The organism is Paenibacillus sp. FSL P2-0322, assembly GCF_037975315.1.
Classification (GTDB): Bacteria; Bacillota; Bacilli; order Paenibacillales; family Paenibacillaceae; genus Paenibacillus; species Paenibacillus polymyxa_B.
Genome location: NZ_CP150243.1, coordinates 2,033,027 through 2,058,819, shown reverse-complemented (window position 1 = coordinate 2,058,819; position 25,793 = coordinate 2,033,027). Strand labels below are relative to the sequence as shown.

General features: G+C 46.1%; 28 protein-coding genes and 1 tRNA gene. 10 read left to right on the top strand and 19 right to left on the bottom strand.

Translation table 11 applies throughout. The features are described 5' to 3' along the window. Positions 1-2: 2 nt before the first annotated feature. Positions 3-212 carry a hypothetical protein gene (locus MKY24_RS09210; RefSeq protein WP_069080852.1) on the top strand — a complete coding sequence of 70 codons (210 nt, stop codon included), beginning with the start codon at positions 3-5 and terminating at the stop codon, positions 210-212. Then, positions 205-1,260, top strand: coding sequence for a hypothetical protein (locus tag MKY24_RS09205; RefSeq protein ID WP_023988053.1), 1,056 nt, complete (start codon positions 205-207; stop codon positions 1,258-1,260). Before MKY24_RS09210 ends, MKY24_RS09205 begins: the two co-directional genes overlap by 8 nt. A 99-nt stretch (positions 1,261-1,359) precedes the next feature. Here the strand turns inward: MKY24_RS09205 and MKY24_RS09200 are convergent, their stop codons facing one another. Next, entirely contained in the window at positions 1,360-1,551 is a 192-nt protein-coding gene (locus MKY24_RS09200) for a YqzE family protein (protein WP_023988052.1), read from the bottom strand. A gap of 290 nt (positions 1,552-1,841) precedes the next feature. Between MKY24_RS09200 and MKY24_RS09195 the strand changes: the two genes are divergently transcribed. Continuing rightward, on the top strand, positions 1,842-2,603 hold the full coding sequence (locus tag MKY24_RS09195) for an N-acetylmuramoyl-L-alanine amidase (protein ID WP_023988051.1): 762 nt from the start codon (positions 1,842-1,844) through the stop codon (positions 2,601-2,603). Here MKY24_RS09195 and MKY24_RS09190 read toward each other — a convergent pair. From MKY24_RS09190 to MKY24_RS09180, 3 genes are all read right to left on the bottom strand, one after another. After that, entirely contained in the window at positions 2,578-3,513 is a 936-nt protein-coding gene (locus MKY24_RS09190; RefSeq protein WP_053325173.1) for a divergent polysaccharide deacetylase family protein, read from the bottom strand. The two genes, MKY24_RS09195 and MKY24_RS09190, sit on opposite strands and share 26 nt — an antisense overlap. Positions 3,514-3,638: 125 nt before the next feature. Next, positions 3,639-4,151, bottom strand: a complete 513-nt coding sequence (gene msrA, locus MKY24_RS09185) for a peptide-methionine (S)-S-oxide reductase MsrA (RefSeq protein ID WP_028542807.1) — start codon at positions 4,149-4,151, stop codon at positions 3,639-3,641. A 70-nt stretch (positions 4,152-4,221) separates the two neighbouring features. Then, positions 4,222-5,061 (bottom strand): MerR family transcriptional regulator, encoded by an 840-nt coding sequence (locus MKY24_RS09180; protein WP_053325172.1) that lies wholly within the window; start codon positions 5,059-5,061, stop codon positions 4,222-4,224. A gap of 136 nt (positions 5,062-5,197) precedes the next feature. Here MKY24_RS09180 and MKY24_RS09175 point away from each other — a divergent pair, with 136 nt between their 5' ends. After that, a complete protein-coding gene (locus tag MKY24_RS09175) occupies positions 5,198-6,697 on the top strand; it encodes an MFS transporter (RefSeq protein ID WP_023988047.1) in 1,500 nt (499 codons plus the stop codon). Positions 6,698-6,998: 301 nt separating this feature from the next. On the opposite strand, the gene MKY24_RS09170 is transcribed toward MKY24_RS09175, so the two are convergent. Further along, positions 6,999-7,082: transfer RNA gene (locus MKY24_RS09170), tRNA-Leu, on the bottom strand. Between the two features lie 220 nt (positions 7,083-7,302). Here MKY24_RS09170 and MKY24_RS09165 point away from each other — a divergent pair. Further along, complete coding sequence (locus tag MKY24_RS09165; protein WP_339201831.1) at positions 7,303-7,839, top strand: hypothetical protein; 537 nt, start codon at positions 7,303-7,305, stop codon at positions 7,837-7,839. A 142-nt stretch (positions 7,840-7,981) separates the two neighbouring features. On the opposite strand, the gene MKY24_RS09160 is transcribed toward MKY24_RS09165, so the two are convergent. From MKY24_RS09160 to MKY24_RS09140, 5 genes are all read right to left on the bottom strand, one after another. After that, a complete protein-coding gene (locus MKY24_RS09160; RefSeq protein ID WP_165176713.1) occupies positions 7,982-8,311 on the bottom strand; it encodes a carboxymuconolactone decarboxylase family protein in 330 nt (109 codons plus the stop codon). Between the two features lie 117 nt (positions 8,312-8,428). Next, positions 8,429-8,650, bottom strand: a complete 222-nt coding sequence (locus tag MKY24_RS09155; RefSeq protein WP_023988044.1) for a hypothetical protein — start codon at positions 8,648-8,650, stop codon at positions 8,429-8,431. 139 nt (positions 8,651-8,789) lie between these two features. Further along, positions 8,790-9,134 (bottom strand): hypothetical protein, encoded by a 345-nt coding sequence (locus MKY24_RS09150; protein ID WP_007429850.1) that lies wholly within the window; start codon positions 9,132-9,134, stop codon positions 8,790-8,792. A gap of 101 nt (positions 9,135-9,235) precedes the next feature. Continuing rightward, on the bottom strand, positions 9,236-9,808 hold the full coding sequence (locus MKY24_RS09145) for a xanthine phosphoribosyltransferase (protein ID WP_339201827.1): 573 nt from the start codon (positions 9,806-9,808) through the stop codon (positions 9,236-9,238). Positions 9,809-9,892: 84 nt separating this feature from the next. Next, positions 9,893-10,498, bottom strand: a complete 606-nt coding sequence (locus MKY24_RS09140; protein ID WP_023988042.1) for a DedA family protein — start codon at positions 10,496-10,498, stop codon at positions 9,893-9,895. A 141-nt stretch (positions 10,499-10,639) separates the two neighbouring features. On the opposite strand from MKY24_RS09140, the gene MKY24_RS09135 reads away from it, so the two are divergent. Beyond that, on the top strand, positions 10,640-11,746 hold the full coding sequence (locus MKY24_RS09135) for a hypothetical protein (RefSeq protein WP_339201826.1): 1,107 nt from the start codon (positions 10,640-10,642) through the stop codon (positions 11,744-11,746). Here MKY24_RS09135 and MKY24_RS09130 read toward each other — a convergent pair. Continuing rightward, positions 11,743-12,867 carry a glycosyltransferase family 4 protein gene (locus MKY24_RS09130; protein WP_023988040.1) on the bottom strand — a complete coding sequence of 375 codons (1,125 nt, stop codon included), beginning with the start codon at positions 12,865-12,867 and terminating at the stop codon, positions 11,743-11,745. The two genes, MKY24_RS09135 and MKY24_RS09130, sit on opposite strands and share 4 nt — an antisense overlap. 206 nt (positions 12,868-13,073) lie before the next feature. Here MKY24_RS09130 and MKY24_RS09125 point away from each other — a divergent pair, with 206 nt between their 5' ends. Beyond that, the gene (locus tag MKY24_RS09125; protein ID WP_053325169.1) at positions 13,074-14,255 is read left to right on the top strand and encodes a GGDEF domain-containing protein; all 1,182 of its coding nucleotides are present in this window, start codon (positions 13,074-13,076) and stop codon (positions 14,253-14,255) included. Positions 14,256-14,380: 125 nt separating this feature from the next. On the opposite strand, the gene MKY24_RS09120 is transcribed toward MKY24_RS09125, so the two are convergent. Next, positions 14,381-15,163: a pseudouridine synthase gene (locus tag MKY24_RS09120; RefSeq protein WP_023988038.1), complete on the bottom strand. Its 783-nt coding sequence runs from the start codon at positions 15,161-15,163 to the stop codon at positions 14,381-14,383. Beyond that, on the bottom strand, positions 15,160-16,824 hold the full coding sequence (locus MKY24_RS09115) for an RsmB/NOP family class I SAM-dependent RNA methyltransferase (RefSeq protein ID WP_339201824.1): 1,665 nt from the start codon (positions 16,822-16,824) through the stop codon (positions 15,160-15,162). The genes MKY24_RS09120 and MKY24_RS09115 overlap by 4 nt, the downstream gene beginning before the upstream one ends. Before the next feature lie 163 nt (positions 16,825-16,987). On the opposite strand from MKY24_RS09115, the gene MKY24_RS09110 reads away from it, so the two are divergent. Then, complete coding sequence (locus MKY24_RS09110) at positions 16,988-17,515, top strand: thioredoxin family protein (protein WP_013309735.1); 528 nt, start codon at positions 16,988-16,990, stop codon at positions 17,513-17,515. A gap of 90 nt (positions 17,516-17,605) precedes the next feature. On the opposite strand, the gene MKY24_RS09105 is transcribed toward MKY24_RS09110, so the two are convergent. The 3 genes from MKY24_RS09105 to MKY24_RS09095 are packed head-to-tail and all read right to left on the bottom strand — an operon-like array spanning position 17,606 to position 20,117. Next, positions 17,606-18,175, bottom strand: a complete 570-nt coding sequence (locus MKY24_RS09105) for a DUF309 domain-containing protein (protein ID WP_339201822.1) — start codon at positions 18,173-18,175, stop codon at positions 17,606-17,608. Further along, the gene (locus MKY24_RS09100; RefSeq protein ID WP_023988035.1) at positions 18,176-18,988 is read right to left on the bottom strand and encodes a GTP pyrophosphokinase family protein; all 813 of its coding nucleotides are present in this window, start codon (positions 18,986-18,988) and stop codon (positions 18,176-18,178) included. It abuts the gene before it with no gap. A gap of 34 nt (positions 18,989-19,022) precedes the next feature. Continuing rightward, positions 19,023-20,117 carry a quinone-dependent dihydroorotate dehydrogenase gene (locus MKY24_RS09095; RefSeq protein ID WP_025720086.1) on the bottom strand — a complete coding sequence of 365 codons (1,095 nt, stop codon included), beginning with the start codon at positions 20,115-20,117 and terminating at the stop codon, positions 19,023-19,025. Between the two features lie 218 nt (positions 20,118-20,335). Between MKY24_RS09095 and MKY24_RS09090 the strand changes: the two genes are divergently transcribed. Then, complete coding sequence (locus MKY24_RS09090; protein ID WP_023988033.1) at positions 20,336-20,482, top strand: hypothetical protein; 147 nt, start codon at positions 20,336-20,338, stop codon at positions 20,480-20,482. A gap of 27 nt (positions 20,483-20,509) precedes the next feature. On the opposite strand, the gene MKY24_RS09085 is transcribed toward MKY24_RS09090, so the two are convergent. The 3 genes from MKY24_RS09085 to MKY24_RS09075 all read right to left on the bottom strand — a co-directional run bounded on the left by MKY24_RS09085 (position 20,510) and on the right by MKY24_RS09075 (position 23,884). Beyond that, positions 20,510-21,934, bottom strand: a complete 1,425-nt coding sequence (locus tag MKY24_RS09085) for a L,D-transpeptidase (RefSeq protein ID WP_076157011.1) — start codon at positions 21,932-21,934, stop codon at positions 20,510-20,512. A 265-nt stretch (positions 21,935-22,199) separates the two neighbouring features. Further along, positions 22,200-22,442, bottom strand: a complete 243-nt coding sequence (locus MKY24_RS09080) for a ferredoxin (RefSeq protein WP_023988031.1) — start codon at positions 22,440-22,442, stop codon at positions 22,200-22,202. A 161-nt stretch (positions 22,443-22,603) separates the two neighbouring features. Next, a complete protein-coding gene (locus tag MKY24_RS09075) occupies positions 22,604-23,884 on the bottom strand; it encodes a DNA polymerase IV (protein WP_023988030.1) in 1,281 nt (426 codons plus the stop codon). 292 nt (positions 23,885-24,176) lie between these two features. Here MKY24_RS09075 and cimA point away from each other — a divergent pair, with 292 nt between their 5' ends. Next, a complete protein-coding gene (cimA, locus tag MKY24_RS09070; RefSeq protein ID WP_028542818.1) occupies positions 24,177-25,793 on the top strand; it encodes a citramalate synthase in 1,617 nt (538 codons plus the stop codon).

Here is a 25,793-nt window from a genome sequence, read left to right as displayed (position 1 = left end):
TCTTGCTTCAGCCTACATCAGTTTCCGCTGCTGTAACCACAAGTTTGGTTAAACATGTCTCCTATGTATCGACAGCAAAAAGCGAACCTGAATACGACATTTGCGCCGACAAGGTGCAGCAGTCTTTTCATCGGACAGGCTGTATGCTGGATAAAAAAAGAATGCCTCCGTCGGGCAATCAAGCCGACAGAAAGGTGGATTACATTGAATAAGAGTCATTCCGGGCACTATAGCATAGGTATGATCGCAGCTGTTCTGATCGGCCTGTCCGCAGTCTGTCCGTTCACTTCCATTCATGCGGCTCCCTTAGTCGCACAAGGCAACAATTTAAACTCGGTGTCTCTCTACAACGAAAGCTCGTGGGTTCCTCCATTGAATTCCACGAGTCCTGTTACCCCTTCCCCGGGTGATGTTTCAGCAAGTTTTCCTACTGAGGAGCAAGGCGTGCCCGCAGACGTAAAACAGACTGCGGACAACACGGTACAATCCCTATCATCGCAGCCCCCTTTTGCCTCGTGGAAAGATGCTGAGCTTAGCTATCATCCGCTCGGACCTGGAACCCATAGTTGGCTTGTTCAAGTAAACCGTGCGGGAGAATACATCGGCTACCTGATTATCGGCTCAGACTCCAATGGCGCATATCAACTCAACGAATACGGGAATGGTCCGGGCGGGCCTTATAGTATGGCTGTACTTCGTCAATCCCTGGTGTCGCTCACAGATACTGATCTTTCATCTATCGACAAGCTGCAAATCACACCTATGTATGAGGAACCGCTACTAGCCTACTGGCTGGTGCGTTCCTCTACAGGCAGCGAAATATGTATTGATGCTGTGACTGGCGATCCGTTACCTGTAGAAGTGGCAGATGAGAGTTGGAAACATAAGCTCCAGAACAACGCATTCTCTTCATCTGTACCCTTTTTGAAAACAAAGGCGCAAGCGGTTACGGTCTCGTCTGCTCCTTTTGATCCCTATGACGATCTGGGCTGGCTTCAACCCAAGCAAAAACTTTCTGTCCGTAACACAGCCCAATTTATGGATACACTGAGTATTTCACCGCGTATTATATTTTCTGCCACAGGTATCAATTTTGCCTTTGGAGGTCCCTTATCCATTAGTGGGTATCAGTCCTGGATATCCCCAGATCATCCGTCCCAACCCAATTTATATGCGTTAACCTACCATCATGGACTGTCCCGATTTGTACCCTTAAAACAGTTATTGTCAGCTGGTGAATTTTATCGTTTGGACTCTTAGTTATTAAGAAACACGCAAAATGATTCGGAATGATCCCTACAACACAAAAAGAGACCTCAAATGGCATACCCTATGCCTCTTGTGGTCTCTCTGGCGAGTTTAATGTCGCTCTCTTCGTTCTCTGCGTGTGGATTTCATCCACATTTTCAGAGCGAGAGGCAACATGCCAAACCATTTGCTCACCCACGGCTCTCTGGCTTGTTTTTGACTGCGCCGAACATCACGCGGCGTTTCCATATAGCGAACAATCCGCTGCGTAATATACGTCACCAGTTCGTCACTCTTCGCCATCCTCCATGACCTCCTCTATTCTGCCCCTATCATGTCCATTCACATTGCTTGGAAATATCGGATTTACACGTTAGGTGCAGATACAACTAGCTTGCTCATTTTCCAAAAGGTCTAACCCCTGTGGGAATAACTATGCATGGTTTCCCTTAAATGGAACATACTATCTTCAACATAACAGTTACCTCAAGGCTAATTGTTATGTTTGAAGGCAGCTACGTTGCTTTAGGTTTGATGTCTGTTATGCATGGTTTTTCAGTAAACAATCAATTCGTCCACTGGAGGAATAGAACGTGCGAAAAAAAAAGTTAAACAAGATATGGCTGAAAGGGCTGGGGTTGAGTCTATGCATCCTTTGCAGTGCTGTATTTGCCCCATTTACCTATCTAGCTGCTCAGCCCAACGAGAAAAGTAGCGAACCGAACAAGTATACAGAGGGTCCATCCAACGTACATTCGTCCTATCACGCTTTTGCCAAGCCCGTTGTCCTGATTGATGTAGGCCATGGCGGTGTGGATGGTGGAACAAGTCACAAAGGGCTTTTGGAAAAAGATATCAATCTCGCCATTGCTCAAAAGCTGTACTTGATCTTACGCTCCCAGGGTTACCCTGCTGTCCTGAATCGGGACAAGGACTACGCACTGAGTGACGATAACCGTTGGTTGCAGTCCAAATCCCGGCACCTTAAAGACCTGGCTCAACGTAAAAGTCTAACAGAACAACTGCCCACCGCTTTGGTTGTAAGCCTGCATGTCAATTGGACCAAACGTACCGAAAAACGTGGACCCATTGTGCTGTATCAGGATGAAGGCAGCAGCTATCTGTTGGCTGAACGGATTCAGCATTCATTAAACCGCTTATTTTGCATGAATAGAGAAACAGTGTACGGAAAACCCTTTTATCTTCTGAATAAAATCCAGCATCCCGCTGTAATTGTGGAAACCGGATTTATCAGTAACGAACAGGACAGAGCCATGCTTTCCGGGGATCGCGGTCAAAAAAGCATTGCTGAAGCTGTTGCCGAAGGCATTATTGCGCATCTGACGGCATGGTAGTGTTGGTGGCTGGGTCTCCAGTCCATCCCCATACAGCACGCACCAAATCGCTAATACCCACAAATTTGGCGTGCTCCTTTAGCTTGGGAACCGATGAATGAAGAGCCGAGGATGTATACATGCCAGACACGCCAACGTGCCCAATCGTTACGCATGTATCGTGCTCGTCCAGCCACTCAACCACTTTTGTAAGTTGCCGATTCACATGAGCGAGTGTATGGACATCATCCAGGAAAACATCATTGCGTACCGGTGGCATTCCCTTTTTAGCGGCAAGTTCAGGTACCACTGACCAATAATTAGTACGGCTGTCGACAAAAAATAGTCCATGCTCCTTACAAACATCAAGAACAATAGACATAATGCGTTTATCCGAAGTGACCTTGGAACCCATGTGGTTGTTCATTCCTATCGCATAAGGAACATCCTTTATGGCTGCTGTCACCTTAGCGCGTACTTCTTCATCCGTCATATTTGCCTTAATTGCTCCGGGTCCAAGCCATTCGGGCTTTCCCTGCTTTGGTTCCATTGGAAGATGGACGATGACATCATGACCACGCTTATGCGCTTCCATAGCGTCCTGCTTGGTTGTAGGCAGGAAAGGCATCACAGCAACGGTAATCTTAACGGGTAAATTTAAAATTTGCTCAGTCCCTTTCATATTATTTCCCAGATCGTCGATAATGACGGCAACCATCTTTTGCGGCACGTCCTGTTTGTCTAATGCTTTTGCAACACCAGTACTACAGACCATGAATAACATGCATACCGAAATACAGAGTACTACGGTTCTCCGTATTTTAGAGCTTGAATGGAAAACAGGTACATAAGCTGGCTCTTTCCGGCCGCGAGATGCCTTTAAAGCCTTTTTTATTATGTTTCTCATGTGTAGCTTCCGTCGTGTACTCATTGCGGGTCAGCCTCCTTCTCTGTCCCTTCATTGTGTGAGTAACCTCGTCTAAATATGTATAAGGCAGATCCATGGAATACTCCCTGATCTGCCTTATCGTGCGTAGAAACGTATATTAAAGCCGCTTACCAGTTCTTATCAATAAATTCATCACGGCCTGATTGGGCCCGATCTTCCTTATAGTGCTTCACGTTTTTCTTGTGGTAATCCTGATGATAATCCTCTGCCGGATAAAAAATAGAAGCAGGAAGAATCTCCGTTACAATTGGCTTATCAAAACGTCCACTTTGTACCAACTGCTCCTTGGACTGTTGCGCAAGCTCACGTTGCTGCTCTGTATGATAAAAAATTGCGGGTTTATACTGTGTACCCCGGTCCTGGAATTGACCTTCCCCGTCGGTAGGATCTGTTTGCGGCCAATATAATTCGAGCAGCTTTTCATAAGGAAACAGCTCAGGCTCAAAAGTAATCTGCACCACCTCGTAGTGACCTGTAGTTCCTGTTTTAACCTGCTCGTAGGTCGGATCAGGAATCGTTCCTCCAGTGTATCCTGACACAATGCCATGAATGCCCGGCTGCTCCTCAAACGGAGTCACCATACACCAGAAGCATCCACCTGCAAAAGTTGCTTTCTCCATATTTCATCCAACCTTTCAATAGCTTCAATCATAAAGTGCGTTATTTTTTATCATATCTTAAAAGATAACCTTATAAAAGAAATTTTCTCCCTTTACAAACCTCAACCGATATCCGTATTACATAGTCGTCTGGATTTTTTTCTGCGAAATAGTTGAGCAAATCCACTGCGTACGCACTCCCGCACACAGTCATCCCTTTACTCGCTATATACTCTTTTATAACGGAGTACGCTTCAGACATTGTTTCATATGATCCTCTGTGATTTAAGACAGCATAGAGGCCTTTGGGTTTGGTAACTATTCTCTCTCCCACAGTCGGAGCCTTTAGCTTATTGGCAATATAATCGGAATAATAATCCCCTGACTCAAACCGATCCTTGGATAAAATGGTCCAGATCGGAAACTCATAATCAGTAAAGTGATTTTCGCAATAATCTCGATGTTCACTTAATTTGTGAGCAAACTCCTTATCACCATCACCCTGTTCCAGTTGTGTGGCAATGAAATATTCCTCTTCACATTCTTCTATCGACGGTCCATCGTGTAACTCTCCCTTGGCTTGCTCCGTCATTTCAATGGCATCTTTCAATAGGCTTTGCATCCGTTTTATTCTAATCCGTTCCACTTCAAGGTCATGCAGTTTCTGTTTGAATAGCTCTATGAGCAGAGGCGTATTCTGATTCTCAATAAATTCCTTGATTTCCTGTAGTGAGCTTCCCGCCTTCTTTAGCACATTAATAATATCAAGCGCGTAGCATTGCTGAATGGAGTAAAAACGATAGCCTTTTGAGTTTGTGAATTCTGGTTTCAAGAGCCCGATCTCATCATAATGGAACAGGGTATGTTTGGTGACTCCGCAAGTCTTGGCCAGCTCACTGGTAGTAAAGTATGGGCTGTGACTTTTTGACATAACTCATTCCTCCGTTATGTTTTAGAAGTTTAGTATGTCTATTTTATCCCGAGAATTAGCACTTGACTATAGGGTAACCCTATAGATTAAGGTTTTAAATTGTAATAACTTAAATTTATATTCACGGAGGAACAACATGTCTAAATTCAAACGCTGGTTGGTTCTGGCTATCGTATCAAGCGCTCTTTTGCTTATTGTGATGGATATGACCATCCTGTATACCGCATTGCCGAGCTTAACCCATGACCTCGGTGCATCAGCGTCAGAAAAATTATGGATTCTCAATGGCTACTCGCTCGTTATGGCGGGTCTGCTGCCAGCAATGGGAACGCTTGGGGACCGCTTGGGTTATAAAAAAATCTTTACCCTCGGGTTGCTTGTATTTGCTGCTGCTTCGCTTACTGCCGCCTTTTCCCCCGTGCCCTTTGTATTGGTGGCGTCTCGGGTTCTTCTTGCAGTCGGAGCGTCTATGATGATGCCCGCTACCTTGTCAATCATTAGGGTTACATTTACAGATGAACGCGAGCGTGGATTCGCGATCGGCATTTGGGGCTCCGTTTCTGCAGGAGGAGCAGGACTAGGTCCTATCGTCGGCGGGCTTCTTTTAGAGCATTTTTGGTGGGGTTCTGTATTTTTGATTAATTTGCCGATTGCGATCATTGCTTTTGCATTAACTCTGATTTATGTTCCAAAACATGCGGGCAATAAAGAGAAAAAATGGGATCTTACCGGCTCCATCCAAATCATGATCGCCATGGTGGGACTCATCTATTCCATCAAAGAGTTTGCCCGTCGTGACGGGTCTCCAATATTGGCCGTAATAGGTGCGGTTATCGGCGTCTTGGCACTTATCATCTTTATCCGTCGTCAAAATAAAAGCGCTAGCCCTCTTATTGATCTTACTTTATTTAAAATTACAAGGTTCAGCACCGGATTTATAACGGCCTTGGTGGGTGCATTTACACAGATGGGGATTCAATATATTGTAACTCAGCGTCTTCAACTGGTGGAAGGTCTGTCGCCTCTCCAAGCAGGACTGTACACGATCAGCATACCGATTGCATCTCTCATTGCTGGCCCCTTAACCGGGTCCATATTGCATCGCTATGACGTTATCCGTATTAAAAGCTTCTCTCTTCTGATTGCCGGTCTGGGAATGGGCATCTATCTCACGCAATTTAATTCAGGCATGGCCGGGCAGATTCTTGGATTGGCTTTACTTGGTGTGGGTTTGGGAGCAGGTATGACAGCAGCATCTCACTCCATTATGAACTATGCCCCGGCACACAAAGCAGGCATGGCTGCATCGATTGAAGAAGTTGCCTATGAAATGGGGGGAGCATCAGGGATTGCTATCATCGGAAGCATGTCAACTCTTGCGTATTCCCTAGCTATGAAAGTCCCTACGGGACTCCACGTTCCAGCGAATGTGAAAGACAGCCTGGATGAAGCGCTCATAGCTGCAGAGGGTTTGCCTGCCCAGGCTGCAGAAGCACTGAAAGATGCGGGCCGTTCTGCTTTTGATCAATCCTTTTTTGTTATCCTTGTGGGAGTAACTGCAATTTTGGTGGTAGCTTCGCTAGTTGTCCGTTTGGCAGGGGCGCGCTCCAAGAAAAAAAGAGATGTTGAGTTTTGATACAGTTAATTCCATGTAGTTAATTCTAAACAACTGCCGCTACATCTTACGAGCGGCAGCTGTTTTATTTGTTATTTTTGAGTGCCTCCAAAAGTCTCGTATTCAGTAGATTCAATTAGGAAAAATCCACCGGAATGCGCTTATAAGGTCATTCCAACAGTAGACTTATTATCCTGTTCTCATAGCTTCGGAGAGATTTCTTCGACACAGGTCTTGGGTAACAACTTAAATCTTTTAAGCATACAAAAAGGTCCGCAAACTGCTACAAAAGCAATTCACAAACCTGCATATTATAAGATGATGCGGTCGAGAGGACTCGAACCTCCACGGGGGTTAGCCCACACGGACCTGAACCGTGCGCGTCTGCCAATTCCGCCACGACCGCATATATGTTGTCATATACCTCGAAAGATCTATCTTTCTTAGCGACAAGATAGATCATACCATGCTCATATCAAGATGTCAAACCTTTTATGTTTGTTAATTTCCCCTTGATAAAAAAGGAATAATAAGCTAAAATAAGAACATAAGTTCTCGGGAACGAAGGTTCTTTTTTTCAATCGGTTATGAATTATCATCACATTTTCCTAAGGCGGTGAATGGTAATGACTTCTTTAGATACTACTCAGCATGAATGGTCTCTTGTGAAAAGTTATCTGCTCCTTACCTTTATTCAAAAAGTATTTGAGCGGGACAGCCTAATTCTTGAAGAAAGCGGTATGCTGAAAACCCCTGATCTTTATGTCGAAATGGTTAACGCAGGTTTAGATCGTACCGGAATCCTGCTGTCTGAAATAAAACATGAATTTAATAAATATCACATTCATGTTCTAGACATACAACAAAACCACTCCGGCGTTCACGCCACCTATATAAGTAAAGGAAATAAAGAGCAGTTCAATATGGCTATGCCAGCATTCCGTAAAGAAATGTATGAGCGGATGCGAGCATATCTGGGGCTCTCGACCTCCATGCCTCATACAGCCGCCCTTCCTTTACTAGAGAAACATCGCCCCGAATTACCAAACAATTCAACTTCTAAACCCCTACGCATCGTTGAACGAAGTTTGGTTACATCCTCTTTGGCCTATAAGCGTAAAACGTCTCGCCCTGCTGCTTTTTCCGCAAGCAGAAGAGCATAATCCCCGCACAACAAACACGCAAAAGAAAGAAGCTTCCGCAGACACCAACTGTGCTCGGAAGCTCCTTTCCATAACCATCATATATCAAAATCGATCTATATTCGCTATCACGAAGTATAAGCATATCTATTAATGATTTGCTTTATTGCAACGCCTTCTGTACACGCGTAACCCCTTGACTTAGAGCATGTCCTCCACCTACTGCTGCGGCCACAGCAATGGTCTCCATAATTTCCTGATCACTGGCTCCTTTGGACCGCGCCTCGTCCACGTGATAAAACGTGCATACTTCATTGTTGGCAAATAAGCCAATGCCTAGCGCAATCAGTTGCTTGGTTTTCTCATCTAAGCTGCCGGCTTGAAAGCACTCTCCGGTAAAGCGATGATATGCATGAACTACCTCGGGCAACCGATCTTCCAAATGGCTGATTTGATCCTTGTATGCATGTACTTTTTCGTCCATAACCGTCATTGACACAGCACGTCCTCTCTGTTGGATTTTCCTTCATTACTGTGTCCGATTTAGAGTTTCTGTATGCCTAATGAAACACCCAGTTATTTTTATCCAACACCCATTTGGAACCCCTTCCTAACCCAGATCTATCGGATTGTGACGCGGCTCGCCGAATGGCTGGTATGTATAACTGCGATCCAACTTGACCACACGTCGATTCTGGCGGCGAATAAGCACCTGTTCATCATCCCATGCCAGTACAATGCCAACAACATCGTTGGACTCCAATCCATCGCGTACGACACGCACCTTTTCACCGGAGAGTCGATAAGCATCCAATTCTTCGTCCATAATCATCCTTGTCCCCTCCTTATTCACTTTTTTAACACAGCAACCATGATTCTATATACATGAAAAAAGTTTAAAAAGAGACCTAAACAATCATTTAGGTCTCTTCTCTCTTACTACTTATATGGATTGCCAACAGAGCGACAAATTATCCCGACTGGTTTACACTGTGATCATGTTCTTTTGTATCGTTCTTCTCGTACCAGAAGTCCAGCACTTGTGCAGACAACACTCGCTGATCTACATACTCCACTTGGTGAGCAGTAAATTCTTCTTTCCAAGAGAAGGACAATTCTTCGCATAGGTTAACCAACGTCAACAACTCAGACCAGGCCACATAGCGTTTATACCAAAAAAACTGAGGATGTTCAATCATATAGGGATACAAATCGTCGAATTCCGTATGCTTACAATCCAAGGCACGCTCAAAGTGTACTTTAGCCGCTGCCAGTTTTTCCAGAAAAAACTGTTCGGTCAATTGTTCTTTCCCCATGTTGCTGCCTCCTCTCCAAAACCTTATCTATATTATAAGCGAAATTGAAGCTCATGCAAAGGTTATTATTAGAAATAAGGATCAGGAGTTTTGAATTGTTACTATTCAGCAAACTCAATCTTGCCGTCAGCTAACGACGAAATTTTGACCAATGACTCTACACGAATACCCTGCTCACGGATGGTTCTCGCTCCGGCCTGAAAGCTTTTTTCCACCGCGACACCGAATCCAATCAACTCCGCTCCGGAGCGTTGAATGATTTTAACCATGCCTCGTGCCGCATCACCATTAGCGATAATATCATCAATGAACAGAACACGATCATCTTCGTGAATAAATTGACGAGACAGCATAATATCCGTCACAATACCTTTAGTAAACGAAGGTACGCGTTCACATAGCGCGTCTGGATCAGCTAATAGGGTCTTTTTACGACGAGCGAATACCAACGGTACACCCAATTCCAATGCTGTCGCAAACCCGATGGCAATGCCTGAGGACTCCACGGTCACTACTCTGGTGATCTTCTCTTCCCGGAAACGTGCTGCGAACTCTCTTCCCATTGCCATTGTCAGCTCTGGATCAACCTGGTGATTAAGCAAACCATCCAGCTTCAGCACCTGATCTGATGCAATCACGCCTTCATCTAAAATTCGTTTCTTTAATACTTCCATTACATGACCTCCCACGGCATTCCTATGCGGTAAAAGTACCATACTTCACCCGCCGCTTTCAAGCTATAGCTGCTTTCCATGCGGTCATGTGACATTTTTTTTACGCTTGTTCCAGAACCATGCGGTGATTCCTCCCACAACGATTAAAAGAATAACGACCAGCCCTATCCGATGCGTCACCTTCTCCATTAGCTTCGCCACCTGCTCCCAATGCATGCCCACCGCATGTCCAATCCCCAAAAATGTACCGCACCACAGCAAAGCTCCTGCTGATGCATAACTGATATAGCGAAAAACGCCTAGACGGGTTGTACCTGCCAGATATGAGGATACATGTCTCAAGCCGGGGACAAAATATCCGAACAGGATTCCCCAGGTACCATAGCGCCCAAACCAATTTTCAGAAGAGGCAATTCTAGAAGGCGTAAGCCTCACCCATTTTCCGTATCGATGCAAAAGTGGTTTGCCCAGCAGACGCCCCAGTGTGTAGCTAAGCATCATACCCGTCATACTACCGAAAAATGTGACTGCCAGTGCAGCAATGAAGTTGTAGTGCCCTTGAGACACGAGCCCGCCGAAGGCGATCATTAGCACTTCGTCGGGTATCGGCATACCCGCTACTCCAAGTGCAAGCAAACCGAACATTGCCAAATATCCGTATTCCAGTATCCATGCAAGGATTTGACCCATAAATTACGCTCCCGTCAAGCTATTCATTAAATTCACTTTAATTATTTTCAGTCTCATCCAGTCATGTCCTATTTCAGTTGAACATAGTTTGTATTATATGCTCGCTGCAGCGTTATTCAAGCAGGCAAGGAGGGACTGGGGATGAAACGTAATATTCATGTTTTTCAGATTGCTTTTACATACATTGGTACAATCGTCGGTGCCGGATTTGCTACCGGACAAGAAATTCTGCAATTTTTTACGCAGTATGGTCGTTGGGCTACACTCACTATTATGCTATCCACAATCATATTTGTATGGTTGGGTACGAAAATGATGCTGATCGCTCATGATATTTCAGCCAAATCCTACGAGGACCTGAACAAACATCTTTTTGGCGCCAATGCCGGGAAATGGATTAGCTGGTTTACACTCATCGTGCTGATTGGCGTAAACAGCGTCATGCTGGCAGGAGCCGGCTCTGTTTTTGTAGAGCACCTTCACCTGCATTACCAAACCGGACTGCTTATTACACTGATTGGAACTTATTTGCTGCTAAGTAAAGGCATTAAAGCCATCTTGCATATGAACACCGTGGTTGTCCCTTTGATGATCATCATGTCTCTTCTGCTCGTTCACAGCACGCTCTCCATGCCTAATCCTCAGAGTTTTATTACGAATACGACAGATCACAGTACATTTCGAACCTTGCTCTCTCCACTGCTGTACACGTCCTTCAACCTGACTATGGCCCAAGCCGTGCTTGTACCCCTTGGCAGCCAAACCTTTTCCCGAAGAACCATCCGCTGGGGTGGAGTTTTGGGAGGAATTGGTGTCGGATTTATGCTGATGGCTGCGCACTTTGCCATGTCAGCACATATGCCGGGTATTCAGCAATTTGAAATCCCTATGGGAAGCATTGCTTACCGTCTGGGTGCCTTTGTCGAAATCATATACATTCTACTCATTTTCATGGAAATCTTCAGTACCTTTGTAGCCGACATTTATGGAGTCAGTCTGCAAATTCGTCAGCATGTCCAAATTTCGACCAAGCTCATCACACTATTCATTATGCTCACCTGTTTTTTAATCAGTCAGTTCGGCTTCAGTTCACTGTTATCTGTCCTTTATCCTATTTTCGGAATGCTCAGTCTGATGTGGGTTAGTAAACTGATCATAGCAGGACGCGGGAGACCTTTCCGTTCCTCACGTCCTCGCTCCAGCTTTCGGCATTCCGATTCCAAACCAGGTGATACTCGTCATGGTTAATGTGGAAATTTCAAATACATTTTCTTCAACTCGTTAACCGCCCGACTTAAAGAATAGCTTGATTTAGCCTTATCGCAGGCAGATCTAGCCAGCTCATAACGATAGGCAGGGTCAGCAATGACCTTCTCTAAAGCGTCTGCCAGTGCCCTCGGATTGTCGGGTGGCACGAGCAGGCCATTTACCCCATCCTCAATCTGCTCCGGTATTCCTCCCACTTCTGTACCTACCAATGCCAGACAGCTCAACGCTGCTTCCGCAAATACCGAACCAAAGGCCTCCGCCCGAGAAGGCAAAACAAATACATCAAAGAAAGGCATAAACTCTTCTGGATGAAGGGTATATCCATAAAAAATCGTCTCATGGTATATATCGAGCTGTCGTGCCATCTCTTCCAGCTCAGGGCGAACCGGACCGTCTCCAATAATATGAAGCACAAATTCCAGATTTCTTTTTTTAAGTTCAGCACAGGCCCGCAATAAAATATCCAGTCCTTTCGCCGGAACAAGGCGGCAAACGGTTATGAGCTGTGTCACTTCATTTTCGTGTGGAATGGGCTTGAAGCGCTTCTCATCATATCCGTTCGGAATGACTGCAATGTCTTGCGGATTCTGAACGTAAGGAGTTAAGTAATGCTGAAAAGAATGAGATACCGCTATCAAGCGATCCGCCTTCTGCTCCATTTCCCCATACAGTGACACCAAGAATTGGTGTTCAGGCCCGTTCTCCTCTATTTTCCCGTTTAGAATTAACTCCTTCTCATAGGAAGAGTGAATCGTCTGTACGAGCGGAATATCAGGAAAAACAGTTTTCATGGCGATTCCGGCAATAGGATGATGGGCATGAATGAGGTCATAGGGCTTCTGAATACGAAGCCGTGTCCACCACAAATAGTCACGGTACGTCTGAATATATTTTTGGACGATTGGATATTGTTCATATCTCGTCCAGTCAAAGGTATCAAAAGTTACTTCGTCCCTACCCTTGTTGCGAATCCGTTTAGGGATTGAAAATAGCTCCATTTCCCAACGGGGGGATGTAAATCGCTCTTGCAGATATGGAATCATGGATGAAACGCCTCCCGGTTGCTCGGGTGGGAAAAAGAGAGCCTGTAGCAATTTCATGACGTGCTTCCCCTTTCAAGCATTAAACTGCCCGGATCACAGATTGTATGTATAGGTTTCCGGATTTTCTGAAAGATGATATATTGAGAATAAATGTTAGTCACAAAAGAAAATTATAACATTTTAAATGGGATAAATCCTGTCTATTGTATCGGAACGGTATCATCCGTTCAATAGATTGACTACTTTTGCAAATGGAGTCGGTGATGTTGACGTTGTTGTCCTTATCGGGAACCTTGGGTTTCCCATCTCTGGCCGGGGCCGTAAGTGCAGCCTGCGGTTTGTATATTATACTCATGATGGCACTGATGTGCGTGATCATATATAGCAGACAACGAAAAAGAGCCTATATCCTTTTTTCGGTTGCCGCTATTATTATTATGACATATGAAGCCATGAATCTCTATTCAGCAGGCGGAGGCAAGATGCAACTTCAAGGAATCGTGTGGAAAAATGCGCTGGAGGCGTCTGCCTTCGTGCTCATCAATGCCGCCGTATTTCAACTCTACCGGAAGCTGAAACGTGTGCAGACATGGACCTTGATGCTGCTGGGTGCGTTATTGATTTTGCCGGTTATTGCCTGGACTGCAGGTTTGTTACCCGCTTGGATCAGCACAGCGAAACTAGTTGGATTCACTCTGTTTTATCGAGTACTGGTACTTATACTGAGCCTTGTGTTCATAACCCCACGAATCGGACAGCCAAAGAAGTATGTAGCGGGCTTATTCATGTATTTGCTCTGGCTCGGCTATTTGTGGCTGCGAAATGACATCCCTGAAGAAGCAGGCAGGTCAAACGCAGTCCTATATATGTCATTTTTACCATTGCTGTACTACACTACGTTATTCATTATCCTATTTGAACGGATTGTGGAGCTGCTCCAAAGGATTTACCGTTCTTCCATCACCGATGGCCTGACAGGGCTGTATAACCGCAAATATTTTTCGGGACGACTACGGCGATATATGGATCAAGGAATCCGCGTGTCGGTCATTTTTTGCGATATTGACAATTTCAAAAAGCTGAATGATACGCAGGGCCATGCTCGTGCGGATGAAGTACTCAAACAGGTCGCACAGATTATGGAGGATGAACTGGATGAAATCGGACTGACCGGACGATACGGTGGCGAGGAACTGGTCGCAATGGTTGTGGATCGACGTGCCAAGGTTGGACATGTCGCAGAACGTATCCGCGAGCGGGTCGCGGAAGAAAGCATTGTCACGATCAGTGTCGGATACAGTACAGTGAAGAAAGAAATGAACCCGGATGAACTGGTCAAGCAGGCCGATCAAGCAATGTACATATCCAAAACGACAGGTAAAAACAAGGTTACAGCTTATAAAGCAGCCGAAGTGAAAAAAAGCCGGGCAGCACGCGCACAATAATTCGTAAACTGCGATTCAGTGTTGAACGTTGAGTTTGAATAATTCTCTGTCAGGTTGTCTATATCATAAAATGACGCACAGGAATCTCATAAGAGCCTGTGCGTCATTTATATTTAATCTGCCTATCAAACTTCTGACGTTGCAGATGCTATATCCCGGCCGATCCATGCCAATTCTTCGCTAGTCAGCTCTCGATAGCTGCCCAGTGGAAGCTGTTCATCCAGCTTCAATGGCCCCATGGCCGTTCTTTTCAAATAGGTCACCTTTTTACCAACCGCCTCGAACATACGCTTCACTTGATGAAACTTACCCTCATGGATTACAAGCGAAATATAGGAAATGACTTCTCCATCTGCCTGGTACGGATGTTCGTGACGAAGAATGGTCAACTGCGCGGGAAGGGTAACATACCCATCATCCAGTTCCACTCCTGCTGTAAATTGATGAATATCCTCCTCCGTGACATGACCCGACACGGTAGCCTCATACGTTTTAGGGACATGCCGCCGTGGAGAAAGTAGTTCGTGCGCTAGCTTACCGTCGTTGGTCAACAACAATAGTCCTTCTGTATCTTTATCTAAGCGTCCTACTGGAAAGGGCTCAAAATGTCGTTCTTCCGCACTCAGCAAATCCAGCACCGTCCGCTCCCTCGTATCTTCAGTTGCAGATATGACGCCCGGTGGCTTGTGCAGCATGATGTAAATATACTCCCGAAAAACAACAAGTTCCCCGTTCACTTCAATCTGATCCTGGTAGGGATGAACCTGTAAGCCGCTATCCTTGGTGGTTCTCCCGTTTACCGTGATCATCCCTTGCTTAACTTGTCTCTTGATATCACTACGGGAGCCATATCCCATATGGGTTAAAACTTTATCCAAACGTTGCGTTTGTCTCCCTTTTCCACTCATACCGATGTCCACCTCCAGCCTGTAGGGTATTCATTTTTGAGCATGCCGTCCTGCCATTTGCCCCACCCAGCCGAATAACCATCAATGCACACGAGAGTATAGCCTTTGGGCTGGACTTCGTTCCGCATTGCCATTCTCTCAACGGGGATGGACAAGGTCTCACCTTTTAAATACCGGATGGCCTCAGCATCTGAACTGGAGAGATTGATGCTTCTAGACGCCTCTGAAGGGCGTAATGCCACCGCCAGCGGGTGTGAAGGCACAAAGCGACCATTCTTGTCGGTACCCATAAACCAGCCTGGTCGCACCACCTTAAGGCCGTCCAAACGATGTGATGCTAATGGCGACTGATAAATACGATCTCCGTAAACCACCGTATAGCCTGTAAAGCACACCTCCAGCTGCTCCTTCACAAATTGGTGATAGGACTCCAGCACATCCTGTGGGGAGCGTGCAGCGGATTTTACATTTTCCTTGCCAGAACGGGACTTATTGCCACCCAAGCCGCGCGCGGACTTTCCTTTACCGGACTTCCCGTCCATTCCTTTACCATTTCGTTTAGGCTCACCAGTCGCATGTCTTCCTTGACCGCTTGGCGTCAGCGCTTCCTTGACGGACAAAAACTGCTTCTTCCGTGGATACACTGCATCTATGTTCAATGCCCTGTCATTCTTGTCCTCACGTTGAGTCAAATCCCCGGATTCAGTGTGATCTTCCATCGCAGCAGCATTGCCACCCCGATGTTGCAACACAGCGATAAAATGGCCTTCTCCCTCTACGAGATGCGGCCAAAGGCGTGCTGTTCCCCGCAGTTCGGGGTGTGCTGCCGCGACCTCTTCACTCATCCATTCCGGATGACCTGGTGCAAAGCCTGCTTCCGATGGAACAGGGACTACGTCAAAATCGGGATGAGCTCCCAGAAATTCTGCGATCATTCCTTCGTTTTCTTCTGGCGCAAAGGTGCAGGTCGAATAGACAATTCTCCCTCCTGCGCTCAGCATTGAGGCCGCTACACGCAAAATGTCCCGTTGCATGACTACACATTTATCCACCGAATGCGTCTCCCATTGTTTTGCCATATCCTCATCCTTGCGGAACATACCTTCTCCCGAGCAAGGTGCGTCAATTAGTATCTTGTCAAAAAAATGAGGAAAGGCAGCGGCGATTCGATCCGGGCTTTCATTCAGTACCACGGCATTACGCACACCGTACAATTCCACATTTTTAGCCAACGCTTTGGTTCGGTCCGCGCTAATATCATTTGTCACCAATACGCCGCTTCCTTGTAGTTTGGCAGCTATTTGGGTCGATTTCCCGCCCGGTGCAGCGCACAAGTCCAATACAGCTTCGTCCTGAGCTACATTGAGTAGCTCAACTGGAGACATTGCACTCGGTTCCTGTACATAGTACAGCCCCGCATGGTAGTAAGGATGTAATCCCGGCTTTGTACCGTGCGGAATGTAGAAACCCGTGGCACACCACGGAATCGGCCGCAGTTCGAACGGAGAACGTTCCTTAAAGTCCTCCACCGGAATTTTTAACGTATTGACGCGAATCCCGGCATGGGGCGTGTGGTCATAGGCGGTCATAAATGCTTCAAATTCGTCGCCGAGCAATTGCTCCATACGCTTTAAAAATGCTGTGGGGAGCTGTACACCCATAATCGTAATCATCCTGTCCTTTTAAAATAAATTTTATTGTACCATATTCAACCTGTTATCCTGCAATATCGGTGTGATTTACAAACTTTCACTACAAGCTGTAATGTTGTATAATAATGAGATTCATAGCTACATATTTTGAATTTTGATAGGAGAGATTGCATTGAACGCACAAAAATCCAACAAAAAAAAGCTTATACCTGTCATCGGCTTTTTTGTTGTGCTGGTCATTTTGCTTGGAGTGCTGCTCGCTTTAAATTCAGGCACTAAAAACAAGCTGTATGGCGTTTCCACAGCCTCGTTAAATCCTGCTACTCAAGAGTTGCTGAATGACCCGAACTATCAGCAAATTATTAAGCCGGAAGATCTACAGAGCAAAATTGATAAAAAGGAAAACTTTTTCGTCTATCATTTCGCGTCCGACTGTGTGCATTGCCGCGCCACTACTCCCAAGCTCTTGCCTTTGAGCAAGCAGGAGAACATTACGATGCACGAATTTAACCTGCGTGAGTATGAGGATGGCTGGGACAAGTATAAGATTGAGTATACCCCTACGCTCATTTATTACGAAAAAGGCGTGGAAAAGGAACGTATGGTAGGCGGGTTGAAGGAAAGTCCTTCGGACAATGGGTACACACTCGACGATTTCAAAGCCTTCTTTGAGAAATATAAAAAGAACGTAACCTCCTAGTCAAACGTTCACACACCTGAAACGATAAAGCAGCCCGATCCCCATGAAACGGATCGGGCTGCTTGCTTACCATGTGCATGTGCTTCAAACTCAAGGCGCATCCTTCGTTTCCACCGAGACAAAGCCCGATCCGCCAGCGGCCTGTCTTCGCCTAATTGAAGCTTCCAGCGCCTGCTGACGCCGCTCATGCTTTTCCCCACGCCGAGGACCTCTCTGCTGCGGGATGTTGACTGGAATGGACGACGATGCCTTCTCCACGGCACGGCGCAACCCGGGCTCGACGATTTCAATCGTCAAATCCCGATAAACCGGCGGTTGGTGCTGAAGCTCTTCCGTGCAGGTCATAACAGCTTCAGCAAGCTGACGGGCGCAAACGCGCGCTTCGTCCACCAGTTTCGCCATATTAATGCCCAGCGCCTGCGAAGGAGCATATTCCAGCCGGTGGACCGCACTATCCAGCATCATATGTCCACCACGATAGTTACCATTCCGAAAATGATACAGTCCTACAGCAACTTGCAGCAAACCTTTATATACAGGGTCACGGTCCAGCTTAAGCCACAGCTCTTCCAGTACCTCATGACATTCAAAGTAATCCCGATCCCGATTGAAGTATACCAAATAAGTCACGTACAGCGGTTCGTAGGAAAGGTTTGCCATTTAATATTCATCCCTGTCTTCTTCCTTGGTAGAGGCTTCTAGCATCTCTTTAACTTCATCGTGAAGCAGCTTGATTCCTTCCATGTCGTGCCGTTCCCACAGTTCATTAAATCTGCGCTGCGCATCAATCGTTTCACTGATCTTATGGTAGAAATACAGCCGATGCATACCTGTTAGCACTTTGGATACGATATTGGCTTCATCCTCGAACTTTTTCTGCGCTTCCAATATTTCAAGACGCATGGAAGACATCTCATTATCCAATACAAAGGCTGCCTCAGCTGCCTTTTTCAACCGTGTGCGCATATTATCAGGCAAGCTTTCACGATACTTATAGCTAAGAGAATGTTCTATGGTTGCCCAAAAATTCATAGCCAACGTGCGGATTTGAATCTCTGCCAGCACGATTTTCAGCCCCACTGCTGTTTGAACCGGATACTCCACAATCATATGAAAGCTGCGATAGCCGCTGTCTTTATAATTGGTGATATAGTCCTTTTCATACAGTACGGTCAAATCCTTACGTCTTCTGATGTATTCGGCCACCCGCCGAATATCCTCTACAAATTGACACATAATGCGAATGCCTGCAATATCCTCGATTCCCGTCTCCAGCTGATCAGAAGGAACTTGTAATCTCTTCGCCTTATCGAGGATGCTTGATATTTTTTTAACCCGTCCGGTTACGAATTCGATAGGAGCGTATTCCTCGCGCTTTTTCAGCTCCGCACGCATTGTTTTGAACTTGACCTTAAGCTCTTCCACCGCCTGATCGTATGGCAGTAAAAATGTTCCCCAGTCTCTTCCGTCCATCCCCGTACCTCCTGTCTCTTCCGACAACACTTTTTTATCTGTGATCTGCACCAACAGCCTCGTTAATGTGTCTAAAGCCGTCCTTTCGAAGCAGCTCACGCAGGCCAGCATGTATAGCCCTATTTACTTCCGGCCCTTCGTAGATCAATGCTGTATAAATTTCAATCAGGCTTGCGCCTGCTTTAATTTTGTCATAGGCATCACGACTCGTGAAGATGCCGCCTGATCCGATAATAGGCAGCTTACCTTCCGTCTGGCGGTACACCCGTCCGATGACCTCTGTGGAACGGTCACGCAGCGGCTTACCACTCAGCCCTCCTGTTTCACTCGCATTTCGGTGCGTCAGACCAGCTCTGGATATCGTTGTATTGGTCGCAATAATGCCGTCTACTCCACTGGCAGCAATCGCATCTGTCATATATTCCAATTCCTCATCCGATACATCCGGCGCAATTTTAACTAGTACAGACTTGGCATTGCCGTACTTTTTCGCCTGGACTCCCATCTCTGCCCGAACCGCTTCCAATAGCGACTTCAGTTCATGACCATGCTGGAGCTTTCGTAAATCCGGCGTATTCGGCGAGCTAATATTCACTACAAAGAAGTCCGCATACGGATACAGTGCGGAAATACACTTTTCATAGTCCTTATGAGCATCCTCATTGGGCGTGATTTTATTTTTACCGATATTAACTGCGACCGGAACAGGTCGATGTTTGAGTGCAGCCAGACGTTTGGCCATGCTCTCAGCACCCAGATTGTTAAAGCCCATCCGATTGACTAACGCCTCATCGGGAGGCAGTCGGAACAAACGAGGTCGATCATTGCCGGGCTGTCCCACAGGTGTCACCGTTCCCACTTCCATAAATCCAAACCCGATAGAAGAAAAACCAGTAACCGCTTCTGCATTTTTATCCAGTCCTGCAGCCAGTCCAATCGGGTTGGGAAAATGAATGCCAAACAGATCAACGGCAAGATCCTCCGTTTCCTTGACTCCGTACATCCCTCGCAGTGTCGCTGCTCCACCAGGGAGTGAACCCGCATGTTTTAAGCCGTCAATGACTACATGATGGGCCGTCTCTGGACTCATTTTAAAAAAAACAGGTTTCGCAATCCTTCGATACAACACGATTCATCCACTCCGTTCTATGCCCTTGCACAATCCTAAAAAAACATCTCTACAAAATAGTTTAGCTTTTTCCATACCAAAAAGAAAGTAATTTGCGAGGTGTAGTATCAGAACAATTCAGTTGTCATGGAGATGTCATTGAAAATGTATAATCAAACCATTTACAATGGACATAGTAAGACAAGACCTTAGCCCGTTAGAAAAGAGGGATTGCTGATATGAAGACCAAGCGCAAGCCGCCCAGTCTGCAAAAGAAAAAGGATGAGGTGAACAAGAAAGCGATTGTATGGACCGCCGTCAGCTTTGTTCTCCTCATCATTGTGATTATTCTGGTCATTGTTTTAGCACAAGCAGGAAATCGTTAAACACCAAGTAGCAATAGCATCAAAACGTTAATTTAGCCAGTGATAGGTTTTGCGGGGATTTGTCTGGTCATGCTGCGGCTCACTTGTAAATCGAGAACCAGGCACCAGCACTTGATCAGGCAATCCCCCGTTACCAATGACCACCTCCGTACCCGAAGGTACAAGTGCAAACAATTCCTCCACATCCTCTTTACCCATTCGGACGCAACCCAACGACTCATTTTTGCCAATGCTGTCCGGCTCGTTCGTGCCATGAATGGCATAATTCGTTGCAGACAGTTGCATCCCACGACTACCAAACTCACCGTTGGATTTTCCGTTCGGATTTACTACTTTATCGGTAATCACAAATTTCCCTTCTGGTGTTCTTTCTCCACCCAAACCGATAGGATAATTTCGAATAAGTACATTGCCACTTACCAGGGCGAGCCTGTGCTTAGATTTGTCCACCACAATTCGCAGCGGTTGCCCTAGAAAAGGTCGTCCGTGCAATGACGATGCCAGTAATGGACTGCTTTCGGCCGACGAGTCAGCGTCTAAATCTACTGCCTTCCCTGTTCCCTGTCCAGGTGAAGCAAGTAAATTACGCATAGGTGTAAAAGCCTTCTTCATCCCGTCTGTCGTACCGTACATCGTGTTAGCGGGAAAGTCTCGAGTCAGTTCATCAAGACTCTGGGGAAGACGTTGATGCTGTGAGCGAAAAGCACGCATGGAGCTATTCAACACAGCTAATTCCTCCTGTCCAGCAGCCCATTTTAGACCTGCTTTGCGAAGATTTTCACTGTCTGACGGCTTGCAAGCACACGCAGCGGCGTCGTAAGACTGAACAGCTAATCCGCCGTTTCCTTTGTTCTGTACACTAAGTAATGGCTTCATGCCCTCTCTCCAGAGCAGCCACGAGCCCCCTTGCTCCATGCCCAACATCGTAGTCTTGGACGGCAATCGGCTAGTCTTAGCCAACATATCAGTAAGCCCCGTTCCAGCTCCACTCCCTTTTCGAGCTTGAGCCGTAAACACACCACCAACCACACCGATCTGGGCCATCTCCTTCGGATCAGCAGTGGCCACTTTCGTAACTTCAATATTATCAATTGCTGCCTGCTCAGTTCCGGATGGAACAGATGTATTTTCATTTGAGGGTCTCGGTGAATTGGCTGAAGGAACCCATATGAGCAGTAGTACCATTAACGCAGTTAACAGGTGGCGTGTTCGAGCCGTCCTTCGCTCCTTCTCCTTGGACATCTGAACCAGTTTATCCTGATATTCCATCCATACGTCTGCCGGAATCTGTTTATGCTCGAAGGCTTCGAACACTTCTCCTGCGCGATTGAAGCAATAATTTGCTTTGCCCTCCTGACCGCTGCTCTCATACTCTTTGCCGAGTAAATACCAGGCCATTTTATTATCAGGGTGTTTTTTTACATACGATTTAAGATGAGGCGAATGGTTCATCGGATCCTCCTGATCGTGTAATCTTGCATACTTCCTATTATGTATATCGGTAAAAATAGACTCGATGGACAGCACATAAAAAAAACGTCTATCGATGGACTTTCACGGAAGCCAGACCGCGTTTGGCAGAAGTTTTTTTAGATTATAGAATGGCTCAGCTCCGCTGAACTATTCTATAATCTAAAAAAACAGCACCGACAGCTTACTTTCACCGTTATACGGCGAAGGGAGCTGTCGGTGCTGTGCCTATCAAAGAAGCCTACGCTTAACCTTCTTTATTGAACGGCTCGTCTGCTACTTTAATGGAATCTGTAGGGCAACCGTCACAAGCATCCTGCATATCATCAAACAAATCATCCGAGATTGCCTTGATGCCTTGGTTTGCATCCCCTTCAAAGATCACTTCAGCCAAACCTTCATCATCATAATCATAAATGTCAGGTGCTGTAGCGCCACAGGCTCCGCAAGCAATGCATGTATCTTTTTCTACCCAAGTGTATTTAGCCATAACTTTTCTCTTCCTCCTATACAATCAAACAAACCAGCTTTTACATTCTATTCACATATTAATACAAACCCAATATTATTACAAATTATTTTCCTTTATCCTTCGTGTAAAAAATGCTTATAACGTAAGCTTCTGATGCTTGCAATAATCTATCCAAAAGTTCACTCCGGAGTTGGTAGATTGTCTTTTTGCAGCGAAGTTCCGCGCAGCTTGGAGTTGCGAAGAAGTACCGAAGGATCATCTCCCAGCATCCCAGCGGTCAAAATTGCATTTTCACCAAACTTATCGCGCAGTGCATCCATCGTCTTCAATAAGCTTTCTTTCTTAGGCTGATCCTGGTATTCAAATAGATCCATTTGAACGGCCGCTTCCTCCTTTGGAATGAGCTGCTGTAACGTAATCCCCAGTAAGCGTACAGGCTTATCTTCTCCCCAATGGCGACGATACAACGCACAAGCTTCCTTATATATGTCCTCTGCACTTTCCGTAGGAGTGCTCCTGACTTGAGAACGCGTAAAGGTCTTCATATCCGGCGTCCGAATCGTCAATTGTATACCTCCTGCCAGCATACCGTGTCGTCGAAGCCGCCGGGCCACCTGATCACTAATGTTAAGAAGTACCCGTTGGGCTTCTTCCAGCTTTACCACATCCATAGGCAGGGTAGTCGTGTGACCAATGGACTTGTTTGGCTCCCGTTCAGTGCTGACTGGTGAATGGTTAATTCCGTTAGCGGCCAATTTTAACCACGAACCCGTCACACCAAATACGCCAACCAGCATATGCTCATCGGCCTTAGCTAGTTGCCCAATGGTACGAATATTCATTTGTAGAAGCTTATCTGCCGTTTTGCGGCCCACACCAAACAATTGACCACAAGGAAGGTTCCACAAAATATTGGGTACATCACGCAAACGTAGAATAGATATCCCGCGTGGTTTTTTCAGATCAGAAGCCATTTTGGCCAGCAACTTGTTAGGAGCAACTCCAATTGAACAGGGCAGGCCCAGCTCGTCTTCTACTCTGCGCTGGATTTCCTCAGCAATTTCCATAGGTGTTCCAAACTGTTTGGAGCCAGAAATATCCAGATAGCACTCATCAATTGAAGTCGCTTCAAGCATAGGCGTATACGAATATGCAATGCTCATAAATGCTTTGGAATAACGACGATACAAGTGAAAATCAGGCTGTATTACAATGAGCTGTGGACAGATCCGGCGAGCCTGCTGAACGACCATCCCTGTTGAAATACCCAATCGTCGGGCTTCATAAGAGCAGGTTACAATTACACCTTTGCGCAGCTCACTACTGCCTGCCACCGCGGTAGGCAGTCCCTTATATTTCTCCGGCTCCTCCGCTGCATGAACGGAACAATAAAATGCATTCATATCCACATGCAGAATAACTCGCCCACCAGCCGGATAATAAGCACTGACATCTTTCATGCTCAACCCTTCTTTTTAACTGTAAATTCACCCATCATCGCGGGAATATGTGTTTTGATTTTATACTTGAGACACTTTTAAATGCTATTTCTATTTTACATAAAAATAATGGTTTTGCGGCTAAAAATGATAATTATATATTACAATTGAAGTCATAAGTTGATATAATCGACTAACATACGAACACGACAAACTAACGCTTTCCTGTTTTTAAGCGTTAAACAACTAAATTAATGTGCTTAAAAAAGCAGAGCATCACCAATCTGAGCAATCCGCAAAGGAGGAGTCCCTCATGTCCACCGCTATTTCTATCTTTGACACAACGCTGCGAGACGGCACTCAAGGAGAAGGAATTAGCTTGTCTGCTGATGACAAATTGAAAATCGCCAAAAAACTCGATGATCTCGGTGTTCATTATATTGAAGGCGGGATTCCCGGAAGCAACAGCAAGGATATCGAATTTTTCAAACGGGTACAAGAGCTGGGCCTTCAGGCAAAGATTGTCGCCTTTGGCAGCACGCGCCGCAAAGATAGCATCGCAGCACAGGATGTCAATCTGCAACGAATTCTGGAATCCGGCGCTCAGGCTGCTACACTTGTGGGTAAATCATGGGATTTTCATGTACACACCGCCTTACAGACGACACTGGAGGAAAATCTGTCTATGATTTACGACTCCATCGCCTTTTTAAAGCAAGGGGGCATGGAGGTTATTTTTGATGCCGAACATTTTTTCGACGGATATAAAAATAATCCCGAGTATGCAATGGCCGTTATGAAAAAAGCTGAAGAAGCAGGCGCGGATTGGCTCGTGATGTGCGATACAAACGGCGGTACCCTACCGCATGAGATTCGGGAAATTGTCACTATGCTGCAAAGCCAGATAACGAGGTCACAGTTGGGTATTCATACACACAATGACTGCGAATTGGCAGTAGCGAACTCTCTAAGTGCTGTACAAGCAGGCGCAAGGCAGGTTCAGGGTACCATCAACGGCTACGGTGAACGGTGTGGTAACGCTAACCTGTGCTCCGTCATTCCTAATTTGCAGCTCAAGCTGGGCTACGACTGTCTAGATATTGAAAAGTTAAATCAACTCCACAATACAGCCCGCTTTGTGAGCGAAGTCGCCAACGTCAATATGCCTGTGAACCAGCCTTATGTTGGCAATGCAGCTTTTGCCCATAAGGGGGGCATTCACGTGTCAGCCATTCTGCGCGACTCGCGAACTTATGAGCACATCGCTCCTGAACTCGTGGGGAACAAGCAGCGGGTTTTGGTCTCCGAACTGGCCGGGCAAAGCAACGTGGTATCCAAAGCGCAAGAGCTGGGCATCACCCTTGACCCATCCAGTGATGAGGCACGTGGCGTAATTAGCCGCATCAAGGAACTGGAGCATCAGGGATACCAGTTTGAAGGCGCGGATGCTTCGCTGGAACTGCTCATTCGTGAAGCAGGCGGTGAAGTGAAGGAAATGTTCTCTTTTGAGTCCTTTAAAGTGCTGGTAGAGAAAACAGCCGGCCGCCCGGTCGTATCCGAGGCATTCTTGAAACTGAATGTCGCAGGGACGAGTGTCTATACCGCAGCTGAAGGCAACGGTCCTGTCAACGCGCTCGATAACGCACTCCGCAAGGCTCTTTCTCAGTATTTCCCTGCCTTGCGGGACATGCATTTGGCTGACTACAAGGTACGTGTGCTTGACGAAAAGGATGCCACCGCCGCCAAGGTACGTGTGCTCATTGAGTCTAAAAATTACGAGGACGTCTGGAGTAATGTAGGTGTATCCGAAAATGTAATTGAAGCCAGCTGGGAAGCTCTCTTGGACAGTTTCCGTTACGCATTGTTGGAAGCACCAACTCCAAAAAACGATCAGGCAGAGCTTACTCATCATGGATTAGTTAATCACTAA

Coding starts and splice junctions, on each gene's coding strand:
- MKY24_RS09200 (WP_023988052.1), bottom strand. CDS start 1,551: ATGGCGAAGAGTGACGAACTGGTGACGTATATTACGCAGCGGATTGTT.
- MKY24_RS09190 (WP_053325173.1), bottom strand. CDS start 3,513: ATGAGTACACGACGGAAGCTACACATGAGAAACATAATAAAAAAGGCT.
- msrA (WP_028542807.1), bottom strand. CDS start 4,151: ATGGAGAAAGCAACTTTTGCAGGTGGATGCTTCTGGTGTATGGTGACT.
- MKY24_RS09180 (WP_053325172.1), bottom strand. CDS start 5,061: ATGTCAAAAAGTCACAGCCCATACTTTACTACCAGTGAGCTGGCCAAG.
- MKY24_RS09175 (WP_023988047.1), top strand. CDS start 5,198: ATGTCTAAATTCAAACGCTGGTTGGTTCTGGCTATCGTATCAAGCGCT.
- MKY24_RS09165 (WP_339201831.1), top strand. CDS start 7,303: ATGACTTCTTTAGATACTACTCAGCATGAATGGTCTCTTGTGAAAAGT.
- MKY24_RS09160 (WP_165176713.1), bottom strand. CDS start 8,311: ATGACGGTTATGGACGAAAAAGTACATGCATACAAGGATCAAATCAGC.
- MKY24_RS09155 (WP_023988044.1), bottom strand. CDS start 8,650: ATGATTATGGACGAAGAATTGGATGCTTATCGACTCTCCGGTGAAAAG.
- MKY24_RS09150 (WP_007429850.1), bottom strand. CDS start 9,134: ATGGGGAAAGAACAATTGACCGAACAGTTTTTTCTGGAAAAACTGGCA.
- MKY24_RS09145 (WP_339201827.1), bottom strand. CDS start 9,808: ATGGAAGTATTAAAGAAACGAATTTTAGATGAAGGCGTGATTGCATCA.
- MKY24_RS09140 (WP_023988042.1), bottom strand. CDS start 10,498: ATGGGTCAAATCCTTGCATGGATACTGGAATACGGATATTTGGCAATG.
- MKY24_RS09135 (WP_339201826.1), top strand. CDS start 10,640: ATGAAACGTAATATTCATGTTTTTCAGATTGCTTTTACATACATTGGT.
- MKY24_RS09130 (WP_023988040.1), bottom strand. CDS start 12,867: ATGAAATTGCTACAGGCTCTCTTTTTCCCACCCGAGCAACCGGGAGGC.
- MKY24_RS09125 (WP_053325169.1), top strand. CDS start 13,074: ATGTTGACGTTGTTGTCCTTATCGGGAACCTTGGGTTTCCCATCTCTG.
- MKY24_RS09120 (WP_023988038.1), bottom strand. CDS start 15,163: ATGAGTGGAAAAGGGAGACAAACGCAACGTTTGGATAAAGTTTTAACC.
- MKY24_RS09115 (WP_339201824.1), bottom strand. CDS start 16,824: ATGGGTGTACAGCTCCCCACAGCATTTTTAAAGCGTATGGAGCAATTG.
- MKY24_RS09105 (WP_339201822.1), bottom strand. CDS start 18,175: ATGGCAAACCTTTCCTACGAACCGCTGTACGTGACTTATTTGGTATAC.
- MKY24_RS09100 (WP_023988035.1), bottom strand. CDS start 18,988: ATGGACGGAAGAGACTGGGGAACATTTTTACTGCCATACGATCAGGCG.
- MKY24_RS09090 (WP_023988033.1), top strand. CDS start 20,336: ATGAAGACCAAGCGCAAGCCGCCCAGTCTGCAAAAGAAAAAGGATGAG.
- MKY24_RS09085 (WP_076157011.1), bottom strand. CDS start 21,934: ATGAACCATTCGCCTCATCTTAAATCGTATGTAAAAAAACACCCTGAT.
- MKY24_RS09080 (WP_023988031.1), bottom strand. CDS start 22,442: ATGGCTAAATACACTTGGGTAGAAAAAGATACATGCATTGCTTGCGGA.
- MKY24_RS09075 (WP_023988030.1), bottom strand. CDS start 23,884: ATGAAAGATGTCAGTGCTTATTATCCGGCTGGTGGGCGAGTTATTCTG.
- cimA (WP_028542818.1), top strand. CDS start 24,177: ATGTCCACCGCTATTTCTATCTTTGACACAACGCTGCGAGACGGCACT.